11 protein-coding genes are annotated in these 14,808 nt (G+C 60.5%); 10 read left to right on the top strand and 1 reads right to left on the bottom strand.

Features of this window, described 5'->3' with window-relative positions; all coding sequences use genetic code 11:
* The first annotated feature begins 35 nt into the window (after positions 1-35).
* The 8 genes from K290_RS0113310 to ligA all read left to right on the top strand — a co-directional run bounded on the left by K290_RS0113310 (position 36) and on the right by ligA (position 11,590).
* Positions 36-962: a D-alanine--D-alanine ligase gene (locus tag K290_RS0113310; RefSeq protein WP_028752389.1), complete on the top strand. Its 927-nt coding sequence runs from the start codon at positions 36-38 to the stop codon at positions 960-962.
* The gene (locus tag K290_RS0113305) at positions 950-1,882 is read left to right on the top strand and encodes a cell division protein FtsQ/DivIB (RefSeq protein WP_028752388.1); all 933 of its coding nucleotides are present in this window, start codon (positions 950-952) and stop codon (positions 1,880-1,882) included. The genes K290_RS0113310 and K290_RS0113305 overlap by 13 nt, the downstream gene beginning before the upstream one ends.
* Positions 1,879-3,210, top strand: a complete 1,332-nt coding sequence (ftsA, locus tag K290_RS0113300; RefSeq protein ID WP_028752387.1) for a cell division protein FtsA — start codon at positions 1,879-1,881, stop codon at positions 3,208-3,210. The genes K290_RS0113305 and ftsA overlap by 4 nt, the downstream gene beginning before the upstream one ends.
* Positions 3,211-3,320: 110 nt before the next feature.
* Positions 3,321-5,075, top strand: a complete 1,755-nt coding sequence (gene ftsZ / locus K290_RS0113295; protein WP_028752386.1) for a cell division protein FtsZ — start codon at positions 3,321-3,323, stop codon at positions 5,073-5,075.
* Between the two features lie 330 nt (positions 5,076-5,405).
* The gene (gene lpxC / locus K290_RS0113290) at positions 5,406-6,362 is read left to right on the top strand and encodes a UDP-3-O-acyl-N-acetylglucosamine deacetylase (protein WP_028752385.1); all 957 of its coding nucleotides are present in this window, start codon (positions 5,406-5,408) and stop codon (positions 6,360-6,362) included.
* Between the two features lie 288 nt (positions 6,363-6,650).
* Positions 6,651-7,520 carry an outer membrane protein assembly factor BamD gene (locus K290_RS0113285; protein ID WP_028752384.1) on the top strand — a complete coding sequence of 290 codons (870 nt, stop codon included), beginning with the start codon at positions 6,651-6,653 and terminating at the stop codon, positions 7,518-7,520.
* A gap of 12 nt (positions 7,521-7,532) precedes the next feature.
* The gene (gene recN, locus K290_RS0113280) at positions 7,533-9,206 is read left to right on the top strand and encodes a DNA repair protein RecN (RefSeq protein ID WP_028752383.1); all 1,674 of its coding nucleotides are present in this window, start codon (positions 7,533-7,535) and stop codon (positions 9,204-9,206) included.
* A gap of 230 nt (positions 9,207-9,436) precedes the next feature.
* Positions 9,437-11,590, top strand: a complete 2,154-nt coding sequence (gene ligA / locus K290_RS0113275; RefSeq protein WP_028752382.1) for an NAD-dependent DNA ligase LigA — start codon at positions 9,437-9,439, stop codon at positions 11,588-11,590.
* Between the two features lie 38 nt (positions 11,591-11,628).
* Here the strand turns inward: ligA and K290_RS0113270 are convergent, their stop codons facing one another.
* Positions 11,629-12,165, bottom strand: coding sequence for a GNAT family N-acetyltransferase (locus K290_RS0113270; protein WP_028752381.1), 537 nt, complete (start codon positions 12,163-12,165; stop codon positions 11,629-11,631).
* Between the two features lie 388 nt (positions 12,166-12,553).
* Between K290_RS0113270 and K290_RS0113265 the strand changes: the two genes are divergently transcribed.
* Both K290_RS0113265 and K290_RS0113260 read left to right on the top strand, forming a co-directional pair.
* Complete coding sequence (locus K290_RS0113265) at positions 12,554-13,765, top strand: glycosyltransferase family 4 protein (RefSeq protein WP_028752380.1); 1,212 nt, start codon at positions 12,554-12,556, stop codon at positions 13,763-13,765.
* A gap of 17 nt (positions 13,766-13,782) precedes the next feature.
* On the top strand, positions 13,783-14,772 hold the full coding sequence (locus K290_RS0113260) for an NAD-dependent epimerase/dehydratase family protein (RefSeq protein WP_028752379.1): 990 nt from the start codon (positions 13,783-13,785) through the stop codon (positions 14,770-14,772).
* Positions 14,773-14,808: the final 36 nt, after the last annotated feature.

Genomic DNA, 14,808 nt, shown 5'->3' with positions numbered 1-14,808 from the left:
AAATGTCGATTGCAGATGGTGAATTGGGGGTATTGATGGGTGGCAAGCATGTGGCTGTCCTTTTGGGCGGATTTTCCTCGGAGAGGCCGGTTAGCCTGTCTTCGGGAAAAGCATGCGCTGATGCCCTCGAAGCCGAAGGCTTTCAAGTCACCCGCGTCGATGTGGAGCGCGATGTCTCTGCGCGCCTTGCCGATCTAAAGCCTGATGTCGTTTTCAATGCTCTGCATGGTCCGTTCGGCGAAGACGGCACCATCCAGGGCATCCTTGAATATCTGCAGGTCCCTTACACCCATTCCGGCGTGCTCGCCTCGGCACTCGCCATGGACAAGGCTCGTGCCAAGAGGGTGGCTGACGGCGCCGGCATTCCTGTGGCCGATTCGCGCGTGATGAACCGCTTCGCCATTACCGGCGAACATCCGATGCGGCCGCCTTATGTCGTGAAGCCGGTGCGTGAGGGTTCGAGCTTTGGTGTCGTGATCGTCAAGGAAGATCAAACGCATCCGCCGCAGATCATTACCTCTTCCGAATGGCGGTACGGCGACGAAGTGATGGTCGAGCGTTACATCTACGGTCGGGAACTGACCTGTGGCGTCATGGGCGATACGGCTCTGGGTGTAACCGAGATCGTGCCGCAGGGGCATAGCTTCTATGACTATGATTCCAAATACGCGGAAGGTGGATCAAAACACGTCATCCCTGCTAGAATTTCACCGAATCTTTACCAAAAGATACAAACATTGGCGCTAAGGGCGCATCAAGCTATCGGCTGCCGTGGCGTCAGTCGATCTGACTTCCGTTATGACGATCGCTTTTCCGAAGAGGGCGAGCTTATCTGGTTGGAAATCAATACCCAACCAGGCATGACGCCTACCTCGCTGGTGCCCGAAATGGCCGCTCACGCCGGCTACTCTTTTGGCGAATTTCTCCGGTGGATGGTGGAGGACGCGTCTTGTTTGCGCTGACGGTCAAAAATATGAGGCGGTCCCGCCACCGCGTCCCGCTCGCGATCGACGATGTCGAGGATGCGTTCGTATTGCCGCGGCCGCTGCGCCGTGCCGTGCGTTTCCTCGTGAGCCTCGGCTCCGGACGCGTCAATATTCCGGCCCATACGGGTACGGTTTCGGCTCTCGCTCTTTTTGCTGCGACGGGCCTTTACGGCATGTCGATCGGCGGCCATACGCAGGATGTCGCCCAGGCGACGACGTCGGCTGCGGGCTTTGCCATCGAAGACGTGAAGGTTTCCGGCAACGATCAGACTTCGGAAATCGAAATCCTGCAGCTTCTCGGTCTCGACGGCACGACCTCGCTGGTGGCGCTCAATGTTGATGCGGCTCGTCAGAAGATCGCAAGCCTGCCTTGGGTGCAGGGCGTCGAAGTCCGCAAGGTTTATCCGAAGACGGTCGAAGTGAAGCTCACGGAGCGCAAGGCTTATGCCATCTGGCAGCATGGCTCTGAACTCTCGCTGATCCAGAAAGACGGCAGCGTGATTGCGCCGCTGCGCGACAACAAATTCGCCAAGCTGCCGCTTTTCGTCGGCCGCGATGCCGAAACGGCTGCGGCGTCCATCGATGACGAGTTTGCCAACTGGCCGGATGTTCGCGGGCATGTGAAGGCATTCGTGCGCGTCGCCGGCCGCCGTTGGGATCTCTATCTCGATAATGGCGTGATCATCAAATTGCCGGAAGACAATATCGACGGTGCGCTCGCTCGGCTCACCAAGCTCGATAAAGACGAGAGCCTTCTGCAGCGCGATATTGCAGCCGTCGACCTTCGTCTTGACGACCGCACCGCCATAGAATTGACCCCGGACGCAGCGCTTCGCCGCCAGGCGGCGTTGGATGCCAGAACCAAGGCTTTGAAGAAAGCAGGGCAGGATACATGAGCTTATTCAGTTCGTCCCATTTCGGTCTGCCGCGCCTGAAGCCGCTGTCCTCCAAGCGGTCGCACATCGTATCCGTCCTCGATATCGGCTCGACCAAGGTCGTCTGCATGATCGGCCGGCTGACGCCGCGCGAGGAAAGCCAGGTTCTGCCGAACCGGACGCATAATATCGAGATCATCGGCATCGGCCATCAGCGTTCGCGCGGTATCAAGACCGGTGTCATTGCCGATCTCGATGCGCTGGAAAACGTCGTCCGTCTCTCGGTCGATGCCGCCGAGCGCATGGCAGGGCTTACTGTCGACAGCCTGATCGTCAATGTTTCGGCTGGTCGTCTCGGCAGCGACATCTATACCGCCACCATCGATCTGGGCGGCCAGGAAGTCGAAGCAAACGATCTGAAGAAGGTGCTTGCTGCCGCCTGCCAGCAGTCGCTCCGTCAGGAGCGCGCCGTGCTGCACTCGCTGGCAACCGGTTATTCGCTCGATGGAGAACGTGGCATCCGCGATCCCCTGGCGATGTTCGGCGATGCGCTGGGCGTCGACATGCATGTGGTCACCGCGGAGCGTGCGGCCCTTCGCAATCTCGAGCTCTGCATCAACCGGGCGCATCTTTCGGTCGAGGGCATGGTGGCAACACCTTATGCCAGCGGTCTCGCCGCTCTCGTCGATGATGAGGTCGAGCTCGGTTGCGCCGCAATCGACATGGGCGGCGGCACGACGACGATCTCGGTCTTTGCCGAAGGCAAGCTGGTGCACACGGACGCCGTCAGCCTCGGCGGCCATCATGTCACCACAGACCTTGCGCGCGGTCTTTCGACCCGCATCGAGGATGCCGAGCGGCTGAAGGTGGTCCACGCCTCGGCGCTCGCGAATTCTTCGGAAGAGCGCGAGCTGATTTCCATCCCGCCGATCGGCGAGGATGAACGCGACCAGCCGACACAGGTGCCGAAGGCGCTGGTGTCGCGCATCGTCAAGGCACGCATCGAGGAGACGCTGGAATTGATCAGGGATCGCATTCAGCGTTCCGGTTTCAGCCCGATCGTCGGCAAGCGTGTCGTGCTCACGGGCGGAGCCAGTCAGTTGACCGGTCTGCCGGAGGTGGCGCGGCGTATTCTTGCCCGCAACGTCCGCATCGGCCGCCCGATGGGCGTATCTGGTCTGCCGACTGCGGCCAAGGGGCCCGCCTTTTCGACGGCAGTGGGACTGATGATCTACCCGCAGGTCGCGGACATGGAGACACATGCGGCGGGCAGCGGGCTGCTCTCGTCGCTTGGGGGTAACAACAGCCGTATCGGCCGCGTCGGCCAATGGCTGAAGGAGAGTTTTTGAGTGCCTGATCCCGGATCGCGGCAAGCGCTTTCCGGGCAGGGGTCAGGCAAGTGAAATATAGTGAATTGGCCGGCGTGGCGATGCGGCCATAAAGAGAAGGAACGGGTACCATGACTATCAAGCTGCATAAGCCAGATATCACCGAGCTGAAGCCGCGGATCACCGTGTTCGGTGTCGGTGGTGGCGGCGGCAATGCCGTCAACAACATGATCACGGCAGGCTTGCAGGGCGTCGATTTCGTCGTCGCCAATACGGACGCACAGGCTTTGACGATGACGAAGGCGGAGCGGATCATCCAGCTCGGCGTCAATGTCACCGAAGGCCTCGGCGCCGGTTCGCAGCCGGAAGTCGGCCGCGCGGCTGCTGAAGAGTGCATCGACGAAATCATCGATCACCTGAACGGTACCCATATGTGCTTCGTCACCGCCGGCATGGGCGGCGGCACGGGCACGGGTGCTGCGCCGGTCGTCGCGCAGGCCGCCCGCAACAAGGGTATCCTGACCGTCGGCGTCGTCACTAAGCCGTTCCACTTCGAAGGCGGCCGCCGCATGCGGCTTGCCGAAATGGGCATCCAGGAACTGCAGAAGTCGGTTGACACGCTGATCGTCATTCCGAACCAGAACCTGTTCCGTATCGCCAACGACAAGACGACCTTCGCGGACGCCTTCTCGATGGCCGACCAGGTTCTCTATTCGGGCGTTGCCTGCATCACCGACCTGATGGTGAAGGAAGGTCTCATCAACCTCGACTTCGCCGACGTCCGTTCGGTCATGCGCGAAATGGGCCGCGCCATGATGGGTACCGGCGAGGCTTCCGGTCAGGGCCGCGCGATGCAGGCTGCCGAGGCCGCCATTGCCAACCCGCTGCTCGACGAAACCTCGATGAAGGGTGCCCAGGGCCTGCTGATCTCGATCACCGGCGGCCGTGACCTCACCCTGTTCGAAGTCGACGAAGCCGCGACCCGCATCCGCGAAGAAGTCGATCCGGACGCCAATATCATCCTCGGCGCCACGTTCGACGAATCGCTGGAAGGCATCATCCGCGTCTCCGTCGTCGCAACCGGCATCGATCGCGCAATGAACGAAGCGGCCGACAAGGCCATGGAATTCCGTCCGGTCGCAAAGCCGGCTGTCCGTCCCTCCGCGGCCGTTGCTCCGGCAGCGGCCGCAGCTCAGCCTGCCCATGTCGCGCAGGCACCGAAGGCGGCCGTCGATCCTGTCGCGCAGACCATTCGCATGGCGGAAGCCGAAATGGAGCGTGAACTGGAAATCCAGATGACCCGCCAACAGCAGCCGGTCATGCAGCAGCAGCCGGTCGCCCAGGAGGAGAGCTTCCGTCCGCAGAGCCGCATCTTCGCAGCACCCGAGGCACAGCCTGTGCGTCAGGCTCCGCTTCAGCCGCAGCCAGCCCCGGTCATGCATCAGCAGCCTGCGATGCAGCATCAGCCGGCGCCCATGCAGATGCAGCAGCCTGTGCGCCAGGAGCCGATCATCCGGCAGGCTCCGGAGCAGGTCCGTATGCCGAAAGTCGAGGATTTCCCTCCGGTCGTGAAGGCCGAGATGGAACATCGCGCCCAGCCGGTCGCTACTCAGGCGACTGAAGAGCGTGGTCCGATGGGCTTGCTGAAGCGAATCACCAATTCGCTCGGCCGCCGCGACGAGGACCCGGCTTTCAACGACATGACGGCTTCCGCTCCGAGTGCCGCTTCGCAGCAGCGCCGTCCGCTGTCGCCGGAAGCAAGCCTCTACGCACCGCGTCGTGGCCAGCTCGATGATCAGGGCCGTCAGGTTCCGCAGGCGCGCATGGCAAGCCAGGAAGACGACCAGCTCGAAATCCCCGCCTTCCTGCGCCGACAATCGAACTGATCCGGTATAAAGCATCCTTTTAATAGGATACTAACCATGTTTATCGAATCCGGGACTTAGCGGTCCCGGATTTCCTTATTTTCGAGCTTTCTTTAATTCAAAGATTACCCAATAAATTCAATGATCTGGTTTCGTAACAAAGCGAAAGAAACAGTGATTTGGAATGCGGTGCCCTCGCGCGTATTTAGGTAGCAAGCGAGCCAGCGGAATCGCATTCGGCAATCCTTGCATGTGGATTTCGCGGCGTGGGTAACAGACTGAACCAGCAATGAGGGCAGGATCCAAAGATGACCGCCCGGTCTGGGACAGATAGACGAAGGCAGAATTTATATGGCAATCGGATTGCTGGGTTTTCAGACCACCATTGCAAGCCCTGTGACACTTTCGGGTATCGGCGTTCATTCCGGCGCCAATGTGTCCATTACGCTCTATCCAGCCGAAGCCGACACGGGTGTCGTCTTCCAGCGCATGCATGACAATGGCGATGTGACGGAGCTGCGCGCCGTTTCTTCGCAGGTCGGCAACACCGATCTTTGCACAGTTCTCGGCTTCTCGCCGGCGCGTTCCGTCGCGACGGTCGAGCATGTCATGGCGGCGATCTATGCGATCGGCCTGGACAACGTCATTGTGGAAGTCTCCGGTGCGGAAATGCCGATCATGGACGGCAGCGCGTATCCCTTTATCGAAGCGATCGAGCAGGTCGGTACCGTCTCCCTCGGCGTCAAGCGCCGCTATATTCGTGTGACCAAGCCGGTGCGAATCGAAGCCGGCGGTTCCTGGTGCGAGTTCCGGCCCTATGATGGCACGCGTTTCGAAGTCGAGATCGACTTTGAATGCCCGCTGATCGGCCGGCAGAAGTGGGAAGGCGATCTGACCGCCAAGACCTTCAAGTCCGAGCTGTCGCGCGCGCGCACCTTCGGCTTCATGCGCGATGTCGAGCGTCTGTGGGCCTCGGGCCATGCGCTCGGCTCCTCTCTCGAAAATTCCGTTGTCATCTCGGACGACAACACGGTGATCAATGTCGAAGGCCTGCGCTATGCCAAGGACGAATTCGTCCGTCACAAGACTTTGGATGCAGTTGGCGATCTGGCGCTGGCCGGCGCGCAGTTCATCGGCTGCTACCGCTCGTATCGCGGCGGTCACCGCATGAATGCGAATGCGCTGAAGGCATTGCTGAGCGATCCCTCGGCTTACGATGTCGTCGAGACTTCCGCACCGCGTCAGCGCGCGCATAGCCGCGAATTCGTCGCCGTCAATGCTCCCGAATTCGCCCCCTGGTCTGCATGACCTCCAGAAACCCAGGTGGCCAAGTCGCCGCTCCCGAAAGGGGGCGGCTCTTTTTTTGACGGAGATTCGTCGGTGATGGTTTCAAAGCCGGTCGGAGCGTCGCGTTCGAGCGGACCGGAAAGGAAATCTCTTGTCAATACAGCGGTTAAAGCCTGTCATCGTGCAGTCTTTGCCACAAAAATGCGTTAATGCATCATCATTGCGTTGCCCTGATGGTGCTTTTGCGGCTAGAAACGCCAGCGAGAGAACGCCGTTTCCGCAATAACGGCTAGTGGGACAAGTCATCCGATGGGTTTTGCAGGGTCTGAAAGCATGAAGATTACAGCACGGGCTTTGCTCGTATCGCTTCTCCTGGCCGGTACCGGTGCGGTGGTAACGGGTTGTAATACGGACAAGGATATCGACATCACCAAGCTTGGTGTCGAGACCGATCCGCCGGAAACCCTCTACAATCAGGGCTTGGCCAACATCAAGGCCGGCAATATGACGGAAGCCGGCAAGAAGTTCGATGCCATCAACCAGCAGCAGCCCTTTTCCGAATGGGCGCGCAAGGCGCTGGTAATGAGCACCTTCGTCAAATATCGCACCGGCCGATATGATGATGCCGTCCAGTCGGGCAATAGCTACCTCAAGCAGTATCCTGGCTCGGAAGATGCCGATTACGTTCAGTATCTCGTCGGTTCGTCCTACGCCAAGCAGATCGTCGACGTGACGCAGGATCAGCGCGCCGCACAGCAGACGATCGAGGCGATGTCCAAGCTCGTCAGCACCTATCCGAATTCGCAATATGTCAGCGACGCGCAGGCCAAGATCCGCTTTGCCCGCGATCAGCTCGCCGGCAAGGAAATGCAGGTCGGCCGCTATTATCTTGAGCGCAAGGATTACCTTGCAGCCATCGCCCGCTTCCGCATTGTCGTCGAGCAATATCCGACGACGAATCAGATCGAGGAGGCGCTGGCACGCTTGGTCGAAGCCTACTACGCCATGGGCATCGTTCCGGAGGCGCAGACGGCAGCCGCCGTTCTCGGCCACAACTATCCTGACAGCCGCTGGTATGCAGATTCCTACAAGCTTCTGAAGACCAGTGGTGTCGAGCCACGTGAAAGCGAAGGCTCCTGGATTTCGAGAGCGGGCAAGAAACTTCTTCTTGGGACGTGAGATTGAGCGCACATGCTGGTCCAGCTTTCGATCCGCGATATCGTTCTGATCGAGCGGCTGGATCTTGCCTTCGAGACCGGCCTTTCGGTGCTAACCGGCGAGACGGGCGCGGGCAAATCCATTCTGCTTGACAGCCTTTCGCTGGCCCTCGGCGGGCGCGGCGATGGCGATCTCGTGCGTCACGGCGAAGATCGCGGCCAGGTGACGGCGGTCTTCGACGTCGGTATGCAGCACGCCGCCCGCAAGCTCTTACGCGAAAATGGCATCGACGATGACGGCGACCTGATTTTCCGCCGCATTCAGTCCGCGGACGGCCGCACCAAAGCTTTTGTCAACGACCAACCGCTCAGCGTCCAGTTGATGCGCCAGGCGGGGCAGCTTCTCGTCGAAATCCATGGACAGCATGACGACCGCGCCTTGGTCGATACCGATGCGCACCGCATGCTTCTTGATGCCTTCGCGGGTATCGCCGAGGAAACCCAGGCGGTCGGGCGGCTTTATAAGATTTGGCGTGACACCGAGCGAACGCTGAAGAAGCAGCGAGAGCAGGTGGAAAATGCTGCGCGCGAAGCCGATTATCTGCGGGCTTCTGTCGAGGAGCTGGAAAAGCTGTCGCCACAGGATGGAGAAGAGGACGAGCTGGCTGACCGTCGCTCGCGGATGATGAAGGCGGAGCGCATTGCCGGCGACATTTCCGAAGCCTCGGAGTTCCTGAACGGCAATGCCTCGCCTGTGCCGCACATCGCCTCACTGGTGCGGCGGTTGGAGCGCAAGAGCCATGAGGCCCCCGGCTTGCTGGAAGACACCGTAGCGCTGCTCGACGCGGCGCTGGATCAGCTTTCCAATGCGCAGATGGAAGTGGAGACAGCACTCCGCAAGACCGAGTATGATCCGAGGGAGCTGGAGCGCGTCGAGGAGCGGCTGTTTGCGCTGCGCGCCGCCTCACGCAAATATTCGGTGCCGGTAACCGGTCTGCCGGCGCTGGCGGAGAAGATGGTCGCCGAGCTCGCCGATCTTGATGCCGGGGAAGAGAGACTGGCGCGGCTGGATGGCGAGCTCGCGGTTGCCAAGGCGGACTATGATGCTGCGGCGCGCAGCCTTTCCGGCAAGCGCCATCACGCCGGCGAGGCGCTTGCCGCCGCCGTCATGGCCGAGCTGCCGGCACTCAAGCTGGAGCGGGCGCGCTTCATGGTGGAGATCACCACCAATGCCGATGAGGCTACGGCCGAAGGTATCGATATCATCGAATTCCATGTGCAGACCAATCCGGGGACGCGGCCGGGACCGATCATGAAAGTGGCCTCCGGCGGCGAGCTTTCGCGTTTTCTGCTGGCGCTCAAGGTGGCGCTTGCCGATCGCGGTTCGGCTCCGACCTTGGTGTTCGATGAAATCGATACCGGTGTCGGCGGCGCGGTGGCCGACGCCATCGGTCAGCGGCTGAAGCGCCTCTCCGAACGCGTGCAGGTGCTCTCCGTCACCCATGCACCGCAGGTCGCGGCGCGCGCCGCAACACATCTGCTGATCTCCAAGGGCCCGGTTTCTGACGGTTCCGAGAAGATCTCCACCCGCGTCGCCACCATGGCCCACAAGGACCGCACCGAGGAAATCGCCCGCATGCTCGCCGGCGCTTCGGTCACGGAAGAGGCGAGGGCGGCAGCTAAGCGGCTGTTGGCGGGCAACGGCTGATATTTCCCTTCTCCCCGTCGGGGAAAAGGGCCCCCAAAGGGGCGGATGAGGGGCCTTACAAGCGGTTCCCACGCCATAATTCTTTTGCGGTTCAGACTATTGCAATGCCCTATAGCGCCCCCTCAACCCGCGCTACGCGCGACCTTCTCCCCGCTGGGGCGAAGGTGCAACGCTCTTCCCATTCCCCAATTTTTCTCTAAAACATCTCGGAAATCCGGGAGTGCGAATCCATGAGCAGCGAGCAGAAGCCTGTCGAAGATTTGACCGAAGAAGAGGCGGCCGCGGCGCTTGCCTACTTGGCCGCCGAGGTTGCGCGTAATGACGCGCTCTACCACGGCCAGGACGCTCCGGAGATTTCGGATGCGGAATATGACGCGCTGAAGCGGCGCAACGATGCCATCGAGGCACGCTTCCCAGCGTTGGTTCGCGCCGACAGCCCATCGCGGCGGGTAGGCGCTGCGCCATCGGAAACCTTTGCGCCTGTCGTGCATGCAAGGCCGATGCTCTCGCTCGACAATACCTTCTCTCAAGAAGACGTGCAGGATTTCGTCGCCGGCGTCTACCGCTTCCTCGGCCGGCTGCCCGATCAGTCGATCGCCTTTACCGCAGAGCCGAAGATCGACGGGCTTTCCATGTCGATCCGCTATGAGAACGGCCGGATGGTGAACGCGGCCACCCGCGGCGACGGCACGACCGGCGAAAATGTTACCGCCAATATCCGCACCATCAAGGAAATCCCGCAAACCTTGCCTGCCGGCGCGCCTGCGGTCGTCGAAGTGCGCGGCGAGGTCTATATGGCCAAGAGCGATTTCCTGGCGCTGAATGCACAGATGGAAGCGGAGGGGAAGCAGACCTACGTCAACCCGCGCAATACCGCCGCCGGCTCGCTGCGCCAACTCGATGCGAAGGTGACGGCCAGCCGCAAGCTGAAATTCTTCGCCTATGCCTGGGGAGAGATGTCAGACATGTCGGCCGACACGCAGTTCGGCATGGTGCAGACATTCGGGAAATGGGGTTTCCCGGTCAATCCGCTCATGAAGCGGCTGAATTCGGTCGCCGACATCCTCGCGCATTATGATGAGATCGGCCTCCAGCGTCCGGACCTCGACTATGATATCGACGGCGTCGTCTATAAGGTCGACAGCCTGGAACTGCAGGCTCGCCTCGGTTTCCGGTCGCGCTCACCGCGCTGGGCGACAGCGCATAAATTCCCGGCAGAGCAGGCCTTCACCCGCCTGATAGGCATCGACATACAGGTCGGCCGTACGGGCGCCCTGACGCCGGTTGCGCGACTGGAGCCGATCACGGTCGGCGGCGTGGTGGTGACGAATGCGACGCTGCACAATGCCGATTACATCAAGGGCATAGGCAATAAGGGCGAGCCGATCCGCGAGGGCCGAGACATCCGCGTCGGCGACATGGTGATCGTGCAGCGCGCGGGCGATGTCATCCCGCAGATCGTCGACGTCGTGATGGAGAAGCGGGACGCATCAAGCGTTCCTTACGAATTTCCCAAGGTGTGCCCGGTCTGCGGCAGCCATGCGGTGCGCGACATCAACGAGAAGACCGGCAAGGTCGACGCAGTAACGCGGTGCACCGGCGGCTTTATCTGCCGGGCTCAGGCCACGGAGCATTTGAAGCATTTCGTGTCGCGCAATGCCTTCGACATCGAGGGTCTGGGCTCGAAGCAGATCGATTTCTTCTTCGAGAACGACGATCCGGCGCTGCAGGTGCGCACCGCGCCCGATATCTTCACGTTGGAAAAGCGCCAGCAGTCTTCGCTCGCCAAGCTGGAGAATATCGAAGGCTTCGGTAAGGTCAGCGTTTCCAAGCTTTATGCGGCAATCAACGAGCGGCGCGATATCGCCCTGCACCGCTTCATCTTCGCGCTCGGCATCCGTCATGTCGGCGAGACGACAGCAAAGCTCCTGGCGCGCTCCTATGGCACCTATGAAGCCTTCGAGGTGGCGATGAAGGAGGCGGCGGCGCTTGCGGGAGACGCATGGAACGATCTCAACGATATCGAGGGCATCGGCGAGGTCGTAGCGCGCGCCATCGTCGAGTTTTACAAGGAGCCGCGCAACATCGCGGTAATCTCGAAGCTGCTCGAAGAGCTGCGGCCACAGGAGGCAGAACGGCCGGCCACATCAGGCAGTCCGGTCGTCGGCAAGACGGTGGTTTTCACCGGTTCTCTCGAGAAGTTCACCCGCGACGAAGCCAAGGCCAAAGCAGAAAGCCTCGGCGCGAAGGTTTCCGGCTCGGTTTCGAAAAAAACCGACATTGTCGTCGCGGGACCCGGTGCGGGCTCGAAGCTGGACAAGGCGCGGGAATTCGATGTGCAGGTCATGACCGAGGATGAGTGGCTGGCGTTGATTGGGGGGTGATCGACGGCGGCGGACCGAAGGACCGCCGCCGTCGCGATTTACATCCTCACGCGCGCCATCGCGAATGCATCCACATATTCGCCGTTGCGAAATGCAAAGGCTCTGAGCCGCCCCTCGGTCTCAAAACCGAATTTCTCGTAAAGCCGGATCGCCGGTCCGTTGTCGACATAGACGGTCAGTTCCAGGCGCTTGATCGCCAGCCAATTGTCGGCGGTGTCGACCAAGGCGGCGAGCAACGCCGAGCCGATGCCGCGGCCGGTAAAATCGTCATGAACGCCCATGCCGAGGTGGCCGGTGTGAATCTGCCGGCCGGCATGGCGCCGCATTCCGGCATTGCCGACGACTTGCCCGTCGAGCACGGCGACGAGGTTGATCGAGCCGGGTGCAGGCTTCTCCATCCACTGCTGGGTTTCTTCGACGCTTTGAAAGGGTAGCCGCAGCGTGCCGGCGCGATAGCCGGGCAGATTTGCATTAAGGGTTATCGCTTCGGCGTCCGACAGTCGCGCGACGCGGATTTCCACCCCGCCTTGTTTTCGCGATCGTCGCTCGTCTGAAGCTGGTGATTCGGGGGTCATGTTGCTCTCCTTGAGGTTCACGAGGAGAGCAGAGCCTTCAAACCCTGCTCGCCTCGGCAGGGTGAAGGGGATCGCAGTCAGCTCAAAGCAATGCCGCTCCCACTCGCCCTGCTAGGGGTGAGGTCGTGAGAATATGCATCACGATGGTGCGGTTTGCGATCATTCGCGGAGCTTTCAGAATTTTTTTACAGAAGTCAACTCTCCCAACGGGAGCAATCGGAGTACAAGCCTACTCGCGCATGCCGTGCGACCGCTCGCCTTAATACCAAAGGATGAATTGTATTCTCATCGGAACAGGCCGCTGAATACCGCACAGTGGCATGATGTAAAAGGCGAATCCCTTTTCTCCGGCCCTGCATAAAATAAGGTTGGTGAGTGTCGAGGTTTCATGCGTCTAATACTTGTCAACGATGTCTCGATCATTCGCGGCGGTGCGACAAAGGTGGCATTGCAATGCATCGATGCGAGCAGGCAGGCGGGATTGAATTGCGCCATTCTGGTTGGTGATGACGGCGAAGGACTGAAGCCTCGCTTTGCGGGCGTCCGAACGGTGGCGCTTGGCGAACGTCCCCTTCGCGATGGTCCTACCTTCACCGACGTCTTCGAGAAAAATTATAACAAGCGAGCCTACGACGCGCTGGACGGATTGTTGAAAGAAACGGACGAAGAGACCGTGGTGCATGTGCACGGCTGGTCACAGATTCTCTCGCCGTCGATCTTTTACGCACTTGCCAAACATAAGGCCAAGGTGATCGTCACGGCGCACGATTTTTTCCTCAGTTGTCCGAACGGAGGGTTGATCAATTTCCAAAGCGGGACGGTCTGCGATGTCCGCCCGCTATCGGCAACATGTCTGACGACCAATTGCGACAAGCGAAACTATCTCCACAAACTCTGGCGCTTTCGCCGCACTATGACCCAACGAGGCGTCGGTGAAGAGTTCTGGAGCCGCGTCGGCATCGTGCTGGCGCATGAGAGCATGGAGACCTATCTACACTCGGGTCCGCTGCAACATTTTGTGACCTTGCGCACACCGACCGAGCCGTTGACGCCCGCGCCTGTCGAGGCCTGGCGCAATCACCGCACCGTCTTCTTGGGACGCATGTGCTGGGAAAAGGGCGTCCGCACGCTCGCCGACGCGTTGAATAAGACCGGGCGCACGGCAACATTGATCGGCCGCGGACCGCTGCTCAACGAGATGCAACGAGCCTTGCCGCATTGCTGGGTGCCAGGCTGGCTAGCCGATGAAGAGGTAACGGCGCTGGCGGGGGAGGCGCGCGTCTTCATTATGCCCTCCCGCATGCCCGAACCCTACGGCCTTGTGGCCGCCGAGGCGCTGATGTCCGGCATTCCCGTCATCGTCAGCAGCAATGCGCTGATTGCCGCCGAAGTAGAGCGGAACGGCGCGGGGCTGGTCTTTAAAAGCGGCGATGCCGGCTCGCTGGCGGAACGCCTGGCGAGCACCGACGACGACAGACTGATGCAGAAATTATGCGAAGGCGCGCTAGCGCTTGGCCAGCGGATTGCACCCAGCAAAGCAGAATGGGGTCGGCGCATGGTCGATATCTATACAGGCAGGAGTGGCTTTTTCGCTCAATAAGAAAAGGGGGCAATGACATGGCGCGGGCTTTGGTAACGGGAGGCTGTGGTTTTGTCGGGAGGCATCTGATCAGGCGGCTTTTGGCCGAGGGGTTGGATGTCGTCTGCGTCGATCAACTGGTGGAAGGGACGGGGGCACGGCATCCCGATCTGTGGCAGCGCTTCCCCGGATCGCGCTTTGCGTTTTTCGAGGAGGATTGCCGCTCTTTCTTTCTCCGCCCTTTGGAACATTTCGATTATGTTTTCCATCTCGCCGCGCTGGTCGGCGGCCGCGTGACGCTGGAGGCGCGGACGCTCGACGTTGCCGAAGATCTGGCGGTGGATACGGAATTGTGGAAATGGGCGGCGCGTGCCAAACCCGCCTGCGTCGTGTTCTTCAGCTCCAGCGCCGCCTATCCTGTCTCGCTACAGACGGTCGCCAATCATCGGCTACTTTCGGAGGATATGATTTCTTTCGAGGCCGCCATTGGCGTGCCCGATCTCAGCTACGGTTGGGCAAAACTGACCGGCGAATACCTGATGAAGCTCTATGTCGAGCGCTACGGCAACCGGGCGGTCGCCTATCGGCCATTTAGTGGCTATGGCGAGGACCAGGATCTAGCCTATCCATTCCCGGCTATTTGTCGCCGCTTGCTTGACGAAAGAGGGGCTGCGGAAGTTTTCGTCTGGGGTTCGGGCCGGCAATGCCGGGACTTCATCCACATTGATGATTGCATCGATTTTATCTGGCAAACCAAGGAACTATTGCCGGATGGCGCAAGCCTCAATCTTTCGACCGGTCGGGCCACCTCCTTTATGGAGCTGGCGGAAACCATTTCCCGGCAAATTGGCTGGAATCCTGTCGTGAAGGGACGCTGCGATCGCCCTGAAGGCGTCTTCTATCGCTGCGGCGACACGGCCCTGCAGCGCTCCTACGGACTGGCGCCACGCATCAGCTTGGAGGAGGGAATTGCGCGGATGCTCAATCATCTGCGCATGGAGCAGGGGCAGTACGACATCGCTATCTGACGGACGGCGTCGATTTCCCGTGGATTTTTCGCCGCG

Origin of the sequence: Rhizobium leucaenae USDA 9039, from assembly GCF_000426285.1 — a bacterium.
GTDB lineage: Bacteria > Pseudomonadota > Alphaproteobacteria > Rhizobiales > Rhizobiaceae > Rhizobium > Rhizobium leucaenae.
The sequence above is the reverse complement of the archived record's forward strand: the minus strand, read 5'-3'. Positions and strand labels throughout refer to the sequence as shown.

Coding starts and splice junctions, on each gene's coding strand:
- K290_RS0113310 (WP_028752389.1), top strand. CDS start 36: ATGGGTGGCAAGCATGTGGCTGTCCTTTTGGGCGGATTTTCCTCGGAG.
- ftsA (WP_028752387.1), top strand. CDS start 1,879: ATGAGCTTATTCAGTTCGTCCCATTTCGGTCTGCCGCGCCTGAAGCCG.
- ftsZ (WP_028752386.1), top strand. CDS start 3,321: ATGACTATCAAGCTGCATAAGCCAGATATCACCGAGCTGAAGCCGCGG.
- lpxC (WP_028752385.1), top strand. CDS start 5,406: ATGGCAATCGGATTGCTGGGTTTTCAGACCACCATTGCAAGCCCTGTG.
- K290_RS0113285 (WP_028752384.1), top strand. CDS start 6,651: ATGGGTTTTGCAGGGTCTGAAAGCATGAAGATTACAGCACGGGCTTTG.
- recN (WP_028752383.1), top strand. CDS start 7,533: ATGCTGGTCCAGCTTTCGATCCGCGATATCGTTCTGATCGAGCGGCTG.
- ligA (WP_028752382.1), top strand. CDS start 9,437: ATGAGCAGCGAGCAGAAGCCTGTCGAAGATTTGACCGAAGAAGAGGCG.
- K290_RS0113270 (WP_028752381.1), bottom strand. CDS start 12,165: ATGACCCCCGAATCACCAGCTTCAGACGAGCGACGATCGCGAAAACAA.
- K290_RS0113265 (WP_028752380.1), top strand. CDS start 12,554: ATGCGTCTAATACTTGTCAACGATGTCTCGATCATTCGCGGCGGTGCG.
- K290_RS0113260 (WP_028752379.1), top strand. CDS start 13,783: ATGGCGCGGGCTTTGGTAACGGGAGGCTGTGGTTTTGTCGGGAGGCAT.